Source organism: Prevotella melaninogenica, from assembly GCF_013267595.1.
Taxonomy (GTDB): Bacteria; Bacteroidota; Bacteroidia; order Bacteroidales; family Bacteroidaceae; genus Prevotella; species Prevotella melaninogenica_D.
The window spans coordinates 572,765-591,869 of the sequence record NZ_CP054010.1; the positions used below are offsets into that span (position 1 = coordinate 572,765).

Here is a 19,105-nt window from a genome sequence, read left to right on the forward strand (position 1 = left end):
CCCGACTTTAAAAGATTATTTACTTGCGTTAAGGATCTAAATCTACTTCAGCTAAGTCCCCAAGAAATCATAAAATATTATGCCAGAAGATATTAATTATCAAATAGTCCCAGAAGGGAAAATACGAGATTATATAGATGGAACCATTCGCAAGGATACTCCAGAAGAATATGTGCGTCAGACCGTAGAAAAGCGTCTGGTAATTGAGCATAAGTATCCCAAACAGCGTATCGCAGTAGAATACCCCATCAAAATGGGGGATGGTAAGAAGCGTGCAGATATCGTTATATTCTCAGAGAAAGCAACTGCAGAGGACCTCCAGGATCAGCAGAATATAGTTCTCATTATCGAGTGTAAAAAGGAGTCTGTCAAGCCTACTGACAAAGGAGAAGGAGTGTCGCAGCTTAAGACCTATATGGCTTCATGCAGTAATTGCGTGTGGGGTATGTGGACTAATGGCAAGCACAAAACTGTTTATCAGAAGGTGACAGACGACAAGGGGCGCATCCATTATGAGGAAGCTAACGACATCCCTTCTGCAGATGGTAGCAACAGTGCTAACGAACGTCCTAAGCGAGGACAGATGTCTAAGGCTACCGATGATAATCTGCTCTTCACTTTCCGCACCTGTCACGACATTATTTCTGTCAATGAAGGACACTCAAAACAAGCTGCCTTCTTTGAATTTCTTAAAGTTATCTTCTGTAAGATTACCGATGAGCGAAATGTAACTAAGCCTGTGGAGTTTTATACCACAGCATCAGAACGCAATAACTCAGACGGACAAGCAACGGTGTATAAACGTATTGCAGCTATCTTTGAGGAGGTAAAGAAAAAGCAGGGAAAAATCTTTGAAGCCAACGATCGAATCAAACTTGAGCCTCGCACACTCAGCCATTTGGTGGGTGAGCTACAAAAGTACTCGCTCTTGGACACGCGCATTGATTTTAAGGGAAAAGCCTACGAAGAAATCGTAGGTTCCAATCTCCGTGGTGATAGAGGTGAATTCTTCACTCCACGTAATGTGATGCAAATGGCTGTGGCTATGATTGCTCCACAAGAGGGAGAAAAGGTGCTAGACAGCAGTTGTGGCACTGGAGGCTTTGTTGTTACGGCCATGAATGCGGTCATTGCTACGATTAAGAGCAAAATGCAAAAAGACTATGGTGAGAATTTAGAAGATTGGCCACCAGTGGTGCGTGATGCTTTCAATAATAAAATCACTGAGATTGCGGGAGAAAATTTCTTTGGCTTCGACATCAATCCAGACTTAGTGAAAGCCACAAAGATGAACATGGTGATGAATAATGATGGTAGTGGCAACATCATTCAGCTCAATAGTCTTCTCCCTCCCCACGAGTGGAGCGAAGAGAAAAAGCAACTTCTTGAGGAACGTATGGGACGTCCTAAGAACTCCATCGTCAATCACAAGACCATAGACCTTTTTGATGTCATTGTAACTAATCCTCCCTTTGGCTCTAAAATCCCTATCAACGATCAACAAATTTTAGAGCAGTTTGACCTTGCCCATAGTTGGGTTAAGGATCAACACGGCAATTGGTTGATGAATTCCACAAAGCTTAGAGGAAGTGTGCCTCCCGAACAAATCTTTATTGAGCGCATTGTGCAGTTGCTTCGCCCTGGAGGACGTGCAGCAATTGTTTTGCCCGATAGTATATTCTCTTCACCAGGCTTAGAGTTCATCCGAGTCTGGCTGATGCGACACACTCACATCATCGCAAGCATAGACCTGCACGCAGATACATTCCAACCTCACAACGGCACTCAGTGCTCCATTCTCTTCGTGGTCAAGAAGACTACAGAAGAGCTGCAGGAGGAACAAAATCTTGGATTTATCCCTGATAATCAGATATTCATGGCTATGGTAGACCACATTGGGCATGACAAGCGAGGTAACACGATATATAAACGTGATGAGGAGGGCAACCTTATACTGCGTCATGAAGAGAATGATGTGCGTGAAGTGGATGCGACTACAGGCGAGGTGACCTATCGCAAAGAGACTTTTGAAGAGAAGATAGTAAACGACCAGACTATTTTGGTGGCTGATGTATTTCTCAAGTGGAAACGCGAACAGGGCATAACATGGTAAACTCAGACAATACAATTCTTGCACCATCGCCACTGCGTTGGTGCGGCATTTCGGCAGAGGAAGTAAGAAACAACGCCTATCGCCTTGATGCATCGGCTTATGATATAGAGGCTATGGAAGCTCTCTCTCGAGTGTACCATAGTCCCTATGGTTGGGTATATCTTTGGGGTGAAAACGGATTGGTTGAAGAGGCGTATCACGGACCACGAGCAAAGCGCAACTACCTCCCAACAGGAATTCCTTTCATCGGTAGTTCGGAGATGCTAGAGGTGAAACCAAATCCCACAAAGTTTGTAGATAAGAGTTTTCTTGATAACTATGGTGTAAGGCGTGGTCAAGTTTTACTATCATGTTCTGGAACTATAGGACGTACTTCCTTTGTCAATCGTACACTTGAGGGCTATTGCGTTAGCCAGCACGCCCTAAAAATAACAGCGAATTATGCTGGATACGTTTATGCATATCTGTCCACAGAAGTAGGGAAAAGTATCGTTAAGTCCTTTACCTATGGTGCTGTGATTGATGAGATAGAACCCGAGCATCTAAAGAACTTGCCTATCCCTAATGCTCCAGAAGAAATCAAACGAAGCATTCATAACGCAGTCATAGCCTCTTACGATTTGCGAGACCAATCGAATGATTTGATTGATGAAGCGCAACAATTGCTCTATGAAGCTCTTAGCTTGCCAGGGAAGATGGATTTAAAACCAAAGTATTATGCTCCGCAAGCAGGATTTCGCTGCTTCACCATGTATAGTAATGAGTTGAACAATCGCTTCGATGTATCCTATCATTTGCCCGAAATCAAGGAGATTCTCTCTCTGATTTCTAAGCAAGCCGCAGAAGTCACCACACTTGGCGACCCCAGAATCAGTAAAGAGATTATACTACCTGGACGTTTCAAACGTATTTATGTAGAAAAAGAGCAAGGGGTACCCTTCTTTGGCGGTAAACAACTGTTGCAACTAGACCCTTCTGAAGATAAACATCTTTCATTAGGCAAGCATGCCGATAGGATAAAGAGAGAGCTTTCATTGGAAGAGTGTATGTGTCTGATTAGTAGAAGCGGTACAATAGGAAAAGTAATAATTGTTCCCAAACATTGGTCTGGATGGGTTGCAAACGAACATTGTTTAAGACTATCTCCTCGAAATAAAGATATTGCTGGTTATATATATGCTTGGCTGTCTACAGACTATGCTTTACCTTTAATTGTGCGGCATATTTATGGAGCTGTTGTTGACGAAATAGATGACAAACAGTTATCAGAAGTTGCCATTCCCCTCCTCAAAGACAACTCTATGCAATCTCGCATCAACAATCTTGTACTGCAAGCCAATGAACTTCGCTATCAAGCCTATCTCAAGGAGCAAGAAGCCCTACAGCAGATGGAGAAAGTTCTGAAGCGTTGATATAGATGAAGTTATAATGAAAATAACACCTTATACAGGCATTCTAAGGTAAAGGAGTGTAAGGAGTTCAAACTCTACAAAGATATGATTAAAAAGTTTGACATCAAGAATCTAGGGGTTTTCAAAGATTTTGAATGGAACAAGAATCTTGTAGACGATAATAGAAAAATAGAGACCCTACAAAATGTAAATATTATATTTGGGCGTAACTATTCGGGAAAGACAACTCTTTCTCGGATTTTTCGTGCCTTTGAGTTAAAAGGCGGACTCGAAAAGTATGAGAGTGGTTCTTTCAAGTTGGAACTGAAGGATGGAAATACTATAGACGAGAAATCTATAGCAAGTTTTACAATCCCTGTTCGTGTCTTCAATGAAGATTTTGTAAAAGATAATCTACTCTTTATTGGTAATCCTGAAGAAGGTGTAACACCTTTTGCCGTATTGGGTGAGAATGCCCAGATTGAGTCAGAAATACAAGAGCTAAAAGGTCTGTTAGGGTCAGCAGAAGAAGAGAATGAAACTGGACTCTATCTGGAGAGAAAGAATGCAGTCAAGGACTATCAAAAAGTAGAAAAAGAAATAAAGAAAGAGAAGGAATGGCTAGAGAAGAAGCTCTCGTTTAAGGCTCTGGATAAGGGGTCTGGTATCAAATATCTATCTCACTTTTTTGGCGATCAGAATTACACTGTAGCCAAACTCAAAGATGAACTTAAGAAGGTTACTCAAGACAATCAACTGGCAGACGAGCAAATAGTTGAGTTGAAGGCATCGTTAAAGGAAGAGACAAAGCAAATCCCTCATATATCAGAACATTCTTTACCAAGTTTCGATAATATAAATCAACGAATTAAGGCTATTGTGGAGCAGCAGATAATGTCATCAGGAAAAATTGAAGAATTAGTGCGCAATGCAATAGCAAACAAATGGGTTGAGGAAGGATGCAAACTACATGAGGGGAAGAAAACTTGTTTATTCTGTGGAGGTGAAATCACAAACAATCGCTGGGCAGAGTTAGAACGTCATTACGACGAAGCAACAAGGAAATTGAAAGATAAGGCAGAGAAGGCGGTTGATTGGTTAGAAGAACATATTCAAATTGCAAAGGAACTCTACAAAATCTCACCTGAGAAATACTATCAGCATTTTAAAGTTGAGGTAGAGGGTATTAATAAGGACATGGATAAACTCCGAGAGAAACTTTTCACAGCGTTGAACGGCATTTTGCTACAATTGAAAGAGAAATTAGCGGATATTCATTCTACCCCTTCTTATATTGAATACGCATTTGATTTTTCAGAACTCAATGCAGTTTATAGTCGGATTGAGAATCTTGAGAAAAGTGCAACTGAATATGGTGCTAAGCTTAAGCAGGAGCAATCTAAAGCTCAGGCAAAACTGCGCTTATCTGAAGTTGCTCGCTTTAAGGAAGATATAGGCTATGAAGAGAAAGTCAAGTTCATATTAGAGAAAGAGGCGGTTCTCAATGAGAAAGGAGAAGCAAAGGAAGAAAAGGAAAAAACTGTTCTTTCCAAGGAGAAAGCTATTAAAGAAAAAGAGCGCCTCCGTCAAAATGAAGAAGAGGGAGCAAGAAAAGTAAATGCAATTCTGGAAAACTATTTTGGGCATAGATTCATTGAACTTAGAGCAGTTAAGAAAGATAATGAAGATGGAATTTACTTTGATGTGTTTCGGGGAGGGCAGAAAGCGTATAACTTAAGTGAAGGGGAACGTAATCTTGTTGCTTTTTCGTACTTTGTTGCAAAACTAGAGGATGTTGAGACTGTAGCAGAAAAGCCAATAATCTGGATTGATGATCCTATATCGAGCTTAGATGCTAATCATGTGTTCTTCATCTTCTCGCTGATAGACCAGCAAATAGTGGCTAAGCATCAGTGGACACAGCTCTTTATATCTACCCATAATCTTGAATTCTTGAGGTATCTTAAACGTATACATACGGGTGAACAACGTGGATGGTTTTTGATTGAGCGACAAGGTGATCAGTCTTGTTTACGTGGCATGCCTAAGTATATGAAAGATCATGTGACAGAGTTCAACTACCTGTTTCATCAAATTTACAAGTGCAGTCAAGCAGCTGAAAATGAAAACTATGAGCTATTCTATAACTTTGGGAATAATGCACGTAAATTTTTAGAGGCCTATCTATATTATAAATATCCTGATAACGATACAAACTGCCTCCATAAGAAAATGATGCGCTTCTTCTCAGATGAATGTGCAGCTACTACTATAGATCGTATTGATAACGAACTCTCACATCTTGAGGGGTTAATGGAGAGGGGAATGTCTATGTCTGATCATGCCGAGATAAAGAAATGTGCCCAGTATATACTAGAGACTATCAAGACCAAAGATCCAGATCAATATGATGCTTTTCTTCTAAGTATTAACCCTAAATAAAGCATTCTCTATCGACATTATGCTTGTAAGTTTTGGGGTGTGATAAAGGGTGTAAATCGCGTAACTTGCTGATTTACACCCTTGTTTGCGGAGAGAGAGGAAAATGAATATTCCTCGTATCTCCTTGTATCATAGTTATTTATAAACTTTCTTCTTTTCTGTGTAGCCAGATTGTAGCCACAACAGAGTATTTTGAGAGTACACGTGGATACTGCTGCTTGAAACACGCTCTTGTGTTTCTTGGGTTCAAAAGTACTAAAAATATGAACATGCCCCAAATATTTGGTAGAAAATGTTTTATAAATTCTTTGGCTACAATTTTCAGTGCAAGGTACAAGCCTATATATATAGATAGGTCTTGCACTTTGCACTGATGGTCCCTACCTTATATTTTATACCGTTGATTATCAATACGTAAAATGGTATTATACTACCAGAAAATAGTATTTTAATATTCTATCTAAAGCCTGTTTCATTAGGAACTTTGTAGCCATAATAATTACAATTATGTATATTATGGCTAATAAAAACAAATTAAAACCCAAAGGGTATCTTTATATTAGTAGCCCTACACTTGAGAGTTTAGTTCTTTTATGTGAGAATACAAAAGAAGCTGCTCATATAAGTGGCATAGAGTATTCAAATTTTCTTAAAGCTTGCAAGATGGAAAAGGATATAAGATTTAGCACATATCGAAAGTGTGCTGCAGGTTTGGGGAAAGAAGTTCTGGTTATTCATCTTCCTTTGGGAACCATAGAGTCAATGATTGAGCCTAAGACTCATGTGAACGGTTTTTATGAAACTATTGAGCAAGATAAATTGATTAAGGTGCTGATGGCGGTTATGCCGAGTGACGGAATAAAAATTTTTAACTTCATGGAGGATTTCAAGAGACACCTAACAAGTCACGACAAAAAACATCTAATGAAACCATTTTTATGGCTCTTCCGTTAAATGTGTAGAATGTTAATAGAATGAGATTAATCCACATACATGATAAGCTTACCTCCAATTAGATGGTTTTATAAAGGGGGATAAACTACATGATAAATGTAATTAGGTTCGATGTCTATCTGTCATCTACAACCTGCTTATTCCCTTATTAAATTATGTTTGTAAATTATTTTCGTGCAACTCAAACCCAATACATGCTCTTTTGGCTTCTAAACGACGCCCTTTTGGGTTGCAAAAGATGCCCTTTAAGGCTATTACTAACGCCCTTTTGAAGTCCTATTAAGCACATTTCACTTTACTACTTGGTAACTACTTGACTTTCTGTTTATTGCAAACCTGCTTCTTATGTATTTTTTTTGCCGTTAGTTATAGATGTTTTCTTTGAAATTATGTAATGATTTTTCAAATCCTTATCTGCATATTTTCGAAGTATAAAAAGAAATGGTTTTCAATGTCAGAGGATAATAATAAGATAGATAGTTGACAATCTTAGCAATGTTTTTTGTTTAGCGAGTAACTTTGGTTCTTCTGTTAAAGCAATACGAAAAGCGTCCACACATTTAACAGAAGAACCATAAATTAATCAGGCAGTATATACCTAAAAAGGATTCGTTTGATAACTATACAATAGTCCGTTAAATTTTCGCAGTTTGCAAAGCTTTTACCCAAAAGCCAACAGGAATTGTGACAGAAAGAAGACATAATAAGTCTCTGAAAAAGAGATGATTAGGTAACAAAATATAACACAATAAAATCGGCTATCTCATTGATTTTCAGTAACTTTATAGATGTAAAAAGACAATAAAGTTTATGCTGATAACCAACTTGATTAGCCGATATATGAAGCTCTGCAAAGCAGCATTTAGTGCTGAAGATGGAGCAAAGTTAAACAAAAGTATTCAAACAAACGTCATGGAAATGCTTTTTCTTTTGATGGTCATCCCAAGGAAATGTAATTTTACGCAGATGGGACGCTATGGAAAGCGTGGCGAACAATGCTATCGGCAGACGGCAGAGCGCAGCGTGAACTGGCTCGAAATAAATATGTGGCTGAGTGCTTTCGCCTTCAAGCAGGGTAAAGGGCTCAATGCCATCGTTATTGATCCAAGCTTCATCAAGAAGGCTGGGAAGCATACCCCATACGTGGGTACGTTTTGGTCGGGCTGTGCAGGTGCGGTAAAGCACGGTCTTGAGATCCTCGGCATCGGTGTGATAGACGTGGACTTGCATGAGTGTATGATGCTCAAGGCTGTGCAGACCACATTGGAAAAAGGGGAGGAGAAAAAAGAGATGAGTCTATACGACTGGTATACCAAGGTGTTGGAGGACGACAAGGTAACCTTACAGCGTATTTGCAAGGTTCTTGTCGCTGACTCAGCCTTCTCCAAAAGACCTTTCATCGACAAGGTAATGAAGATGGGCTTCCATGTTGTGAGCCGCTTGCGTCATGACGCAGCCTTGTTCTACACATGGGATGGGGAACCCACGGGAAAGCCCGGCCGTCCTCGTATCAAAGGTGACAAGATTGACGTAAGGAACATCGACATATCCAAAGGCAATGAGCTTGATTTAGGAGAGACCAAAGGCAAAGCCTATGCGCTCAAGGCGTGGTGCAAGTCCTTGCATAGGGTCGTGTCGATTGTCATCCACGAGTTGCCCAACGGTGTCCGCCGTTTGTACTTCTCTACGGATGAGAGCATGAGTGGACGCGATGTGATGGAGTACTATACCACACGTTTCCAAGAGGAGTTTTGCTTTCGCGACGCAAAGCAATTCCTCGGTCTTACCGATTGTCAGGCACGCGACAAGAGAAAACTTGAATTTGCTTTCAACTCTTCATTCACGGCACTCAATGTGGCGAAAATCATGTGCAAGGAACATGAAACATCCATCGGTCGACTTAAAGCGCAGATGATCAATGCCTACTATGCGCAACGAATTATTGACGTGTTCGAGAAGAACCCGAACACACCATTAAATAAAGAAAGGATAAATGATATATTTAGTTTCACTGCTGACGCAGCATAATATTTAACGGACTATTGTAACTATACAGACAAGAGAATTATGTCCATACAAAAGAAATTGAACGAAAGACCAAGAGAAAAATTAAACTTTTCTACTCCAAAGTGCGAGTTCTTTAAACACCTTTTGTAATTTTGCACTTGCTGGTTGACTCTGCGGTCCACACATTTAACGGAAGAGCCTTTATTGTTATTCTGATGAAGAAAGTGAAAAAGAAACAAAAGTCAAGATAAGTTCAATATGAGCAATATATTTCTCTACCCCATATTCACCAAAGATTTTCCCAAAATCCATTCCTAACAAGAATACATAGAATATTCTTGCAGGAATGGATCCCAATCTTTATATATGCTTATCTATTGGCTGTCTGCCACAGATAAGTATCTGCACAATGAACAGAGGCAGTTTGGTCGGCAATCATCAACTTGAAGTCGCCTTCCTCCAATCTCCATTTGCCATCCCAACCTACAAAAGCCAAGTCGTCTGCCTTTAATTCGAAGGTCACAGTCTTGGTCTCACCTGGCTGCAGTTCCACCTTGTCGAAGGCACGGAGACGACGACCATCTGGTACCATGCTGGCAACGAGGTCGCTGCTGAACAGGAGAATGCTCTCCTTGCCTGCCACCTTGCCCGTGTTCTTCACATCCACGCTCACCTTGATAATGTCTCCGTGGCGGAAGTCAGACTTGGAAACCTTCAGGTTGCTATATTGATAAGAGGTGTAACTCAAACCATATCCGAAGCCCCACTGCTGGGTAATCTTCGCATTGTAGTCGTAAGCCCCTTCCATCGTACCCACCTCCTCACTCTTCTTGAAGTCGTAGTTAGCGAGCGAATTGATTTCCTTAGGATAGGTGTAAGGCATCTTGCCACTGAAGTTTGACTTGCCCGATACCAAGTTTACCAAGGCATCGCCGCCCATGTTGCCAGGGATAAGGATATCGATGATACCCTGTGCCAATGGTTCGATGTCGGCGATGAGACGTGGACGTCCTTCATTCAGTACCAAGATGACAGGCTTGCCTGTCTGAGCCAAAGCCTTGACCAGATTGCGCTGGTTTTCAGAAAGCCAGAGGTCTGTCAGGTTGCCCGGAGTCTCGGTATAGGAGTTCTCGCCAATGCAAGCCACAATGACGTCGGCATCCTTCGCTGCAGCCACTGCCCCCAGAATCTGAGGTTCGTTCTCCTCCCAATACTTGCCCTTTTCATTATAGGTAACACCCTGGTTCAAAATAACATTCTCCTTGCCATACTCATTGCAGAATGCCTCATAGATGGTATTATACTTGCCGGCAAACTCATCGGTACGATGGCCCTGCCAGGTATAGCTCCATCCACCGTCCAGACAGCGCATCTGATTGGCATTAGGCCCCGTGAGGAGAATCTTCTTGCCATGCTGCAAAGGAAGGATATTACGCTCGTTCTTCAGGAGCACCATACTCTCGGTAGCTCCCTCCAAGGCGAGCTTGGCAAACTCCTCGCCACCAAACTTAGGATAATTCTTCAGTTTCTGGGTTGGGTTCTTAAAGAGATCGAGACGGTATTTCATACGAAGCACACGGCGACAGGCATCATCGATGCGACTCATCGGAATCTTGCCTTCCTTCACCAATTCAATAAGGTAGCCACAAGCATCGCAAGAATAAGGTTCCATAATCATGTCGATACCAGCATTGATGGCGATGCGGAGTGCATCCTTCTTGTCCTTTGCCACCATCTCACGAGTATAGAGATTGTTGATGTCTGCCCAGTCGGTGATAAGCACACCATCCCATCCTGTCTCTTCCTTCAGCCATCCTGTCAGGATTTCCTTGTTGGCGTGCATCGGCATACCGTTGACGGAAGCGGAATTCACCATCACGGTCAAGGCTCCAGCTTGCAGACCCGCCAGGAAAGGAGCGAAGTGCTTCTCTCGCAAGTTGGCAGGAGAGATATAGGCTGGTGTACGGTCTTTACCAGTCCAAGGCACGCCATAGCCCATGAAGTGCTTCATTGAAGTGGCGATGTGATACTGGTCGATGTTATTTGGGTCCTCACCCTGGAAACCATAGACCATGGCCTTGCCCATCTCTGAACTGAGATAGCAATCTTCTCCAAAGTTCTCCCAGATGCGAGGCCAACGGGCATCACGACCGAGATCAACGGTAGGACTGTAAGTCCAAGGCACACTCACCGCACGAGTCTCATAAGCAGTAGCCTCAGCCGAATGGCGAGCAATCTCACGATTGAAGGTGGCAGCTACATTGATGTTCTGCGGGAAGAGGGTACCGTCTTGTGTATAAGTAGAACCGTGGTTCTGATCGAGACCGAAGACGCAAGGGATGCCGATGCGCTTCATCGAAATCTTCTGGATTTGCTCGATGTACTTCTCCCACTGCTTGGCGGTTGGTGCGCAAGTGTTAGGAGCGTTGAGGATAGAGCCAATCTTATAGCGAGAAAAGATAGAATCGGTCTTGTGCTCGTCGATATAGAACACACCGTTCTTGTCGTTGGCACCAAAGAGGTCGGTCACCAATTCCATCATCTGACCTATCTTTTCCTCCAAGGTGAGTTTCTTCAGGGTTTGTTCTACTTGAGCCTCTATCTTAGGGTTGCTTTTGATAACTGGAACATTGGCACTGGTTGTATAAGCAAATGCCAACATTGAAATAGATAATAATAATTTCTTCATAAGTTCAAAGGTTTGACGTTTTATGATAAAACGGAAATCTTTCTAATATTTTATTCGATAGTTACTTTCTTTACGGTGTAACCGTCACCCACGAGGAGGAAACCATCCTGCTCTGTCAAAAGTTGGATAGATAAGTCGGTCAGTTTAAACTCCCATTTAGCAGGTCCATCCACCATGATGTCGCCACGCTCTGGGTCGCCCTTACCAGTAAGGATGTTGTTCCACCAAGCAGTGGCAGCAGTACCCTGACCATTTCCATTCACATAGACACGGAGAATGGTGCCAGCCTTCACCTTTGAGAGGAAGGTATCCTTCAAGGCATTGAATGGTGTACCCCATGTCACGGCAAACTCACCTTCCCAGATGGTGTTCTCCATAGATGGGCGAGCCTCGGTGGTTACCTTGATGGTACCGCCAGCAAACTGTACACCATTGCCATCTACCAATGTAATGTCGTAATCGCCATTGGCGAGGTCGGAAGGAGCAGTAACTTTCAATGTTGTACCCTCATCGAGAACTTTGAAGGCAACCTCCTTATTAGCGATGAGAACTTTCTGAACGAGACCCAGGTTCTTGCACTCGTGGATGGTTGTAGTTTCTCCTGGAGCTACCCTAAGCTCGATGGCATTTGTACCCAAGGCTGGGTCATCGGCAGCAGGAGTCACGGTAACGTTCAAGGTGCGGGATGTGGTCTTGCCCTTGGTGGTGGTTGCCACAATCTTCAGTTCATGATTACCTAAAGGCAAAGTTTGGTCGATGGTAGTACCTTCGGCAATCTGAGTGCCGTCGAGCAACCATGTCACTGTGGTGTAGTGAACAGGAGTCACCTTGATTTCCAACTTATAATTTGTCTTGCGGTCTATCTTGGAATCAGCCAAGTCGGTGTTCAAAATACGTGGATCGTCATTTTCGCTGACAGTGAAGTATGGATCATCGTCAGAAGAGCAAGAAGACAAAGTAGATGTACCAGCCAGTGCGAAACTCATGGCGAAGAGCATCATCATAGCCTTCAAGACTTTTCCCTTATATTGTTTCATTGTCTTATTCATAATTAATTATTCTATCTATTGTCCTATAAAACTTAACATTTAATACTTAACATTAAACGCTTAACACTACTTGCTGTATCCCTTTCCGAATGGAGGATTGAAGTCTGGCTGAAGGTTTACATCAGCCTTGTCCCACCAGAGGTGCTTGTGCCAGTCGTCTGTACCACCCATGCGGTCGATGGCAGCCTTGTAGTTAGCACTGTTGTACTGACCTTCCAACTCAGGATACTGCAAACGGACAGGCATTGACCAGTTAGAATCTGTGTAAGTAAAACCATTCTTGGTCAAGAGATCACGATTCAAGATGGCAGGATAGTCAGAGCGGCGCATGTTTGCCCAACCCTCAGAAGGGTTCATCATGTGGAGAATCCAAGCCTGGGTGTTGATGGTCTCCTTAGGATTGTCACCCAACGGATTATTGGCAATGAACGCATCTATCTCTTCCTTGGAAATCTTGTTGGATGTAAGATAGTAGTTGTTGAGCAACTCCATGCTGGCACGAACACCAGCCTCGTAGTGGCTCTCTGCATCACCACCCCCAACATTCCAACCCTTGGTTGCAGCCTCAGCCTTGAGGAACTCCACCTCAGCATAGCTCATCAAGTCGCCAGGACAAGAAGGCATCTCGAAGTCGATGTTCAGGCAAGGACGACCTGCTCGGGCTATATAATCAGAGTTGGCATAAGTGTTCTTGTCTATCTCCGCATACTTCTTCAAAGTGGGAAGGTCATCAACCGTAGCTGGATTCATCCAGTCTGTGTACCAGGTAGCACCAGGGTTGCAAGGCTCTTCACCGAGATTCTTTCTCTGGAAGTAAGCCAGGAAATCATCGGTCAAGTCGATGTTCTGCTCTTTGTCTGGCTTCACCTGACTACGTTTGATATTGTAGTAGTGACGGCAGATGCGATAGAGACGAGGGTCGTTGGTATTCTGCAACTGATAGAACAAGGTAGAGCATACCATGGTAGGCGATGTGGCATCCTGACCATAGAGAATCTCTCCTAAAGCATTGGTGCGGAAATCGTAGTCGTTGGCTCCATCATAATAAGTATAAGGAGTATCGGCATATCTGATGTAAGCATCATCTGCTGCACTGGCGATAGCACCGGCAGCAACAGCCTTCTCAAACTCTTTCTTTGCCTTCTGTGGATTAACATCTGAAATGCGCATGGCATAGCGCATACGGAGCGCATTGGCATACTTCTTCCACTTAGCTATATTACCACCCATGCTGGTGACATCACCAGAAATGCGGTCGGTACCGGTGCCAAGTTGCTTCTCGCAAGCGTCAAGCTCCTCAAAGAACCAGCTGTAGAGTTCCTCTACGGTATCATACTTAGGGGTGGAGATACCTGAGATGTAACCCAGACCTGCCTCCAAACAAGGCACGTCGCCGTAGGTATCTGCCAAGACTGCCGTGAGATAGACACGATGGATACGAAGTGCCGCATTCAAGTTTGCCTTGTCTGCTGAATTGTGGATGGCATCCACAAGATTCTTGATGCTGACCTCATAGTAGCGGTCCCAGACACGACGAGCGATATCGTCCTCACGGAAGTTGGAACCTGCATAGTTGGTTACGTTCCAACCACCAGCGAAATACTGTGGAAAACCTGAGATATAGTTACGGTAGGTATCCATCAAACTGAAGTCACCATAAGTCTGCAACAAAGCAGTAGTCAACTGTGCGTTAGGGTCGAGCTCGCTCACCTTGGTCTTGTCAGTATTGATGTTGCTCAAGGTTTCATCTGAGCAAGAATTCATCGCAGTGCCGGTTGTCATCAGGGCGAAAGCCATCATCAGGCTGCTCTTACCTATATATTTCTTGATTATATTGTTCATTTTCATACATTATTATATATTAGAACTCTTCTAAAGAAATGATTTATTTTTTCGAGATTAGAACTTCACGTTCACGTTTAAACCATAGCTCTTGCGAGATGGTAGAGAGCCATATTCCAGACCGAGACCAGAGGTATTGTAACTGGAGTCTGGGTCGATGTTAGGAATATTCTTCCAAATAATGAATGGGTTACGAGCCACGAAGGATACGGTCAAGCCCTTGACATACTTGCCCAGGATGCTCTCTGGGAAGGTATAGCCGAAAGTAATCTCACGACACTTCACGTAAGAGTTGTCGTAAACGAAGGCACTCTGCACACCATTTGCCACATGCTTCCAGTAATCCTCAGGGTTCACGGCGATGTCGTTCTTACGATAAGTACCATCGCCATTGTCGATGACACCCTCTACGACAAATCCCTTGCAGTTACCTGTTTCACGCCATGCGGCAAGGTCCATACCCGAAGCCTTGCGAGCCTCCTCAGAAGTGTACCACTCCTCACGGCCTGCCAATGTTCCCTTTGCCTTACCTGTCTGGTATGCGGAACGCATGGACATAGAGTAGATGTCGGCACCTACCTTAACATCGAATGCAGCAGAGAGGCGGAAGTTCTTGTAGCTGAAGGTTGAGTAGAAACCACCTGTCCAGTCCCAAGTAGAGTTGCCGATGGTCTTGATTTTCTGGTCAACCTTTGGAAGACCAGTAGCTGCATCGACAACCACCTGACCCTTGTCGTTGTAGAGGAAGTCGTGTCCACGGATGGCTCCATAATTCTCTCCTACCTTGGCACCAACAGAAACACCGCACCAGTATGCCTTCGCCAACTCGAAGTAGTCCATACCATTGGTGAGCGACTTCACCTTGTTGGTATTCTTCGAGAAGTTGACACCCAAGTCCCAAGCGAAGTCCTTGATCTGCAAGGCACGGGCATTGAGGGCAATCTCAATACCTTGGTTCTGAATCTCACCGGCATTGATGAGGCGGTAAGCATAGCCAGAGGTGGTGGTTGAAGCCAAACTCAAAATCTGGTCCTTGGAGTTCTGGTTGTAATAGGTGGCATCCAAACCCAAGCGTCCGTTGAAGAACTTCATCTCCAAACCTACCTCGTAAGAATCTGTCATAGTAGGCTTCAAATCCTTGTTTGGCTGTGTTGAGTTGGCTATCATACCGATGGTATAACCCGAGTAGCTGTACTTGCCCGTGGTATAGTTGAGTGCCAACAGGTATGGATCAGTATCGCTACCTACCTTTGCCCAAGATGCGCGAATCTTACCGTAATTGATAAACTTCTTGTTCTTGATAAACTCGGAGAATACCAAACTACCAGATACCGAAGGATATACATATGTATTGTTATTGGTAGGGAGCGTAGATGACCTATCGCCACGGAGAGTTCCCTCCAGATAGTAAGTATGTTTGTAGCCGAGGCTCGCGCTGGCATAGAGAGAACTGATCTGTTTCTTGTACATGCTCTCACGAGTATTCTGCTCCTGATAGTTCATGATGTTCTGTATTCCATTCATCTGCTGGTTGAGACCGACGTTGGTAGTGGTCTTGTTGTTCACCTTGAAGATGTTACCACCAGCGGTAGCATTGACATCGAAGTCTCCCCATGAGTTGTTGTAGAGGGCGAGTATCTCGGCGTTGAGTGTGCGGTTGTTGAAGATTTGGTCGGTAAGCTTTCCGGCAGGAGTACCTGGAGTTGTCTTGGCGATGAAGTCCTCGAAGTTCATGTTGTTGATGTCGGTACCGATGGTACCCTGCAACTTGAGGTGGTTGTCAATGTTCCAGATGGCCTTACCCGTAAAACGGAACACGTCCTTGTCGGATGTATTGCTGTTCTTATAGAGATCCCAGTATGGGTTCTTGTTATACTGGTCGTTACCATTCCAGTTGGAATAGTTGCCGTCGGCATCCTCATAGTGCTTCAACCAAGCCTGGTCGTAGGTACCCGCCAGAGTCATGAGGTTCTTACCCACGTTGCTCTGGGAGTCACCAAGGGCAGGACGGTTCTTCACCTTCTCACGAGTATAGTTGGCGGTGAAGTCGAAGTCAACAGGACCTGCAGAGGTATTAACACGGAGGTTGAAGTTGTCACGACTCATATTGGTGTTAGGCAGGATGTCCTTGTTGCGCATATCGGTAACAGAGAAACGCATACCCGTCTTACTGGAATTAACAGAGAGGATGGCAGAGTTTTGGGTGGTGAAACCTGTGCGGAAGAAATCGGAGGCGTTGTTAGGGTGCATCAAGAATGGACGCTCCTCACCATCGAAATACTTGAACATGAAATCATCGGCCTTAGGTCCCCAACTGGTATTGGTACCAGAGGTGCTGGATGCAGGCAGCTCGCCATTGTAACCAGCGCCATATATCTCCTGGATGTCATCCCACTTAGCCAACTGGGTATCGACAGTGTAAGAACCATTGTACTCCACGGAAATCTTATCCTTCTCCGCCTTCTTGGTCGTAATCAAGATAACACCGTGGGAAGCACGGCTACCATAAAGGGCAGAGGCAGCAGGACCTTTCAATACGGTCATCGTCTCAATATCATCAGGATTGATGGCAGAGATTCCATCACCCAGATCATAACCGCCACTTTCACCAGCACTGCCAAAGTTTGTATTATCCAAAGGCACACCATCCACCACGTAGAGAGGCTGGTTGTTGCCTGCCATTTCTGTATTACCACGAAGGAGCACGCGGGTAGAACCAGAAGCACCGCCAGCCGTATTCTGCACGACGAGACCAGCCACCTTACCTGAAAGAGAGTTGATGACATTGGTTTCCTTCGCCTTGCTGAGTTCCTCACCCTTCACTTCCTCCAAGCCATAGCCCAGGGCCTTGCGGTCTCGCTTGATACCAAGGGCGGTGACAACTACCTCATTCAAGACCTTACCATCCTCTTGCATCTGTATTTTCATGCCATTAGCAGCTTTCACGGTCATCGTCTTGTAACCGATGTAGCTCACTTCGAGCGTTACTCCAGGCTTGCAATTCAGCGTAAAGTTACCATCCAGATCGGTAACGGCACCGTTGGTTGTACCAGCCACCTTCACGCTTGCACCAATCAAGGTTTCGCCAGTAGCATCCACCACTGTACCCTTGATACCTTGGTTCTGCTGAACGCTCATAGCAGCATTGTTCATCTGGGCAGCGAGGATGGCAGAAGTAGGCATCCACATCAAACTTGCACCGAGCATGCCGAGAAACATGGTTTTCTTTCTCATAATAGATATTTTGTTTTTAGTTTAACATTATTCTTTCCCAAAGATTCCTTCGAGAATCCAAGGAGCATTCACCTTCATACTCTTGAAACGGTCGAAGATGCCATACTTCTCAGAGCCGTTGCCGAAGTGGTTGTTGTCCCAAACGAAAGTAGAGAAGCCTCGTTTGCGAGCCTCCGTAGTCAAGAACTTACAGTAGTAGGTCATGTTTTCATGCACTTTCACTGAGTTTGACTTATAGTGGTCGGTTACTCCCCATTCTCCTATTACGACACCCAGTCCTTTGTTGCTCCAGGTATTCATTGCCTTATCGAAGAAATCCGTCATCGTCTTCTCATTTTCAGCAGGTATCTTGCCAACATCCTTGTAGACATCACCCCAGTAATCGTAGGCGCAATCGCCGGCATAGCTCCATGGCTGATAGTAGTGGAACTCCACACTCATATAGTTGTTGCCATTGCCTTCGGCATCCTTCGGAATGATGAATCCTCCATTCTCGATGCCAAACCAAGGGTTGCAAACGTAAGTCTGCAAGATGAGGTGGCGCTTGGCATTGTTGCCGCCTGTGGCACGAACCATATCCACGAATATCTGATTGTAAGCATTCTGCACTTCGAGGTTCTCGACAGTAGGCTTGCTCCAGTTGTCCCTGACGTGAACCTCATTGGTACCGGCGAAAGCCAAGCGGCTGTCATAATTGGCAAACTCAGAGGCGATATTCATCCAGAGGAGCGCAAGCTTTTGGCAGTTTTCATCCTTATATTGATAGGTAGGACGACCTTCGAGCCATTTTTCATGATGCGCATTGATGATAACCTTGAGGTCATTATCCAGACACCAACCCACTACCTCCTTGATACGAGCAATCCAAGCCTTGTCGATGCTCATCGCCTGAGCATTGGTAATGTGGCACTGCCAACGGATTGGAATACGGATGGCATTGAAACCTGCCTTCTTCACGGCTTGTATCATCTTTTTGGTGACAACGGGATTGCCCCAAGCTGTCTCTGCATGGATGGAACCGTCAGGGTTGCCAATCTGCATCGACTCTCCATCCTGTCCAGGAGCTGAGCACTCGAATTCATTGCCGAGATTCCAACCTAATACATTCTTGTTCCATTGCTTGGCGGTAGGAATCGATTCGCTTGTATCAGGCGTATCCACCACCGAAGGACTAGCACTGCAAGAAAATACAGTAAACATACTTACAAATAGCAAGCAGGTTTTCAAAAGGTTCATTTTCATTATTAAGTTTATTGTTGTTTATGCTTAATTGTTTATTCATTGCGAGTTATTGTTTAGACTTGGCTGCAAAAGTATAGAAAAGAGGAAAAAACCAGGTTAGAATGCAAACAAAAAAGGTTTCAAATCTGACTTATCGCCAGGT

The 19,105-nt window shown here is 44.0% G+C and carries 10 protein-coding genes and 1 pseudogene; 6 read left to right on the forward strand and 5 right to left on the reverse strand.

Annotation, left to right across the window (positions count from 1 at the left end; translation table 11 throughout):
• Positions 1-79 precede the first annotated feature (79 nt).
• The 6 genes and pseudogenes from FIU21_RS02195 to FIU21_RS13225 form a co-directional block, all read left to right on the forward strand.
• On the forward strand, positions 80-2,113 hold the full coding sequence (locus FIU21_RS02195; RefSeq protein ID WP_004359703.1) for a type I restriction-modification system subunit M: 2,034 nt from the start codon (positions 80-82) through the stop codon (positions 2,111-2,113).
• Positions 2,107-3,525, forward strand: coding sequence for a restriction endonuclease subunit S (locus FIU21_RS02200; protein ID WP_036886004.1), 1,419 nt, complete (start codon positions 2,107-2,109; stop codon positions 3,523-3,525). Before FIU21_RS02195 ends, FIU21_RS02200 begins: the two co-directional genes overlap by 7 nt.
• 84 nt (positions 3,526-3,609) lie before the next feature.
• Complete coding sequence (locus FIU21_RS02205) at positions 3,610-5,946, forward strand: AAA family ATPase (protein WP_004359705.1); 2,337 nt, start codon at positions 3,610-3,612, stop codon at positions 5,944-5,946.
• 516 nt (positions 5,947-6,462) lie between these two features.
• Positions 6,463-6,900, forward strand: a complete 438-nt coding sequence (locus FIU21_RS02210; RefSeq protein WP_036886042.1) for a hypothetical protein — start codon at positions 6,463-6,465, stop codon at positions 6,898-6,900.
• A gap of 840 nt (positions 6,901-7,740) precedes the next feature.
• Positions 7,741-8,928, forward strand: a complete 1,188-nt coding sequence (locus FIU21_RS02215) for a transposase (protein WP_254361433.1) — start codon at positions 7,741-7,743, stop codon at positions 8,926-8,928.
• 18 nt (positions 8,929-8,946) lie between these two features.
• A pseudogene (locus FIU21_RS13225) lies at positions 8,947-9,057 on the forward strand (IS30 family transposase); the annotation flags it as partial.
• A gap of 220 nt (positions 9,058-9,277) precedes the next feature.
• On the opposite strand, the gene FIU21_RS02220 reads toward FIU21_RS13225, so the two are convergent.
• The 5 genes from FIU21_RS02220 to FIU21_RS02240 form a co-directional block, all read right to left on the reverse strand.
• A complete protein-coding gene (locus tag FIU21_RS02220; protein ID WP_004359707.1) occupies positions 9,278-11,596 on the reverse strand; it encodes a glycoside hydrolase family 3 N-terminal domain-containing protein in 2,319 nt (772 codons plus the stop codon).
• Positions 11,597-11,646: 50 nt separating this feature from the next.
• Positions 11,647-12,633, reverse strand: a complete 987-nt coding sequence (locus tag FIU21_RS02225; RefSeq protein ID WP_231291317.1) for a hypothetical protein — start codon at positions 12,631-12,633, stop codon at positions 11,647-11,649.
• Between the two features lie 78 nt (positions 12,634-12,711).
• The gene (locus FIU21_RS02230) at positions 12,712-14,487 is read right to left on the reverse strand and encodes a SusD/RagB family nutrient-binding outer membrane lipoprotein (protein WP_036886006.1); all 1,776 of its coding nucleotides are present in this window, start codon (positions 14,485-14,487) and stop codon (positions 12,712-12,714) included.
• A 57-nt stretch (positions 14,488-14,544) separates the two neighbouring features.
• Positions 14,545-17,721, reverse strand: coding sequence for a SusC/RagA family TonB-linked outer membrane protein (locus FIU21_RS02235; RefSeq protein WP_004359710.1), 3,177 nt, complete (start codon positions 17,719-17,721; stop codon positions 14,545-14,547).
• A 27-nt stretch (positions 17,722-17,748) separates the two neighbouring features.
• Positions 17,749-18,963 carry a glycoside hydrolase family 5 protein gene (locus FIU21_RS02240; protein ID WP_004359711.1) on the reverse strand — a complete coding sequence of 405 codons (1,215 nt, stop codon included), beginning with the start codon at positions 18,961-18,963 and terminating at the stop codon, positions 17,749-17,751.
• Between the last annotated feature and the right edge of the window lie 142 nt (positions 18,964-19,105).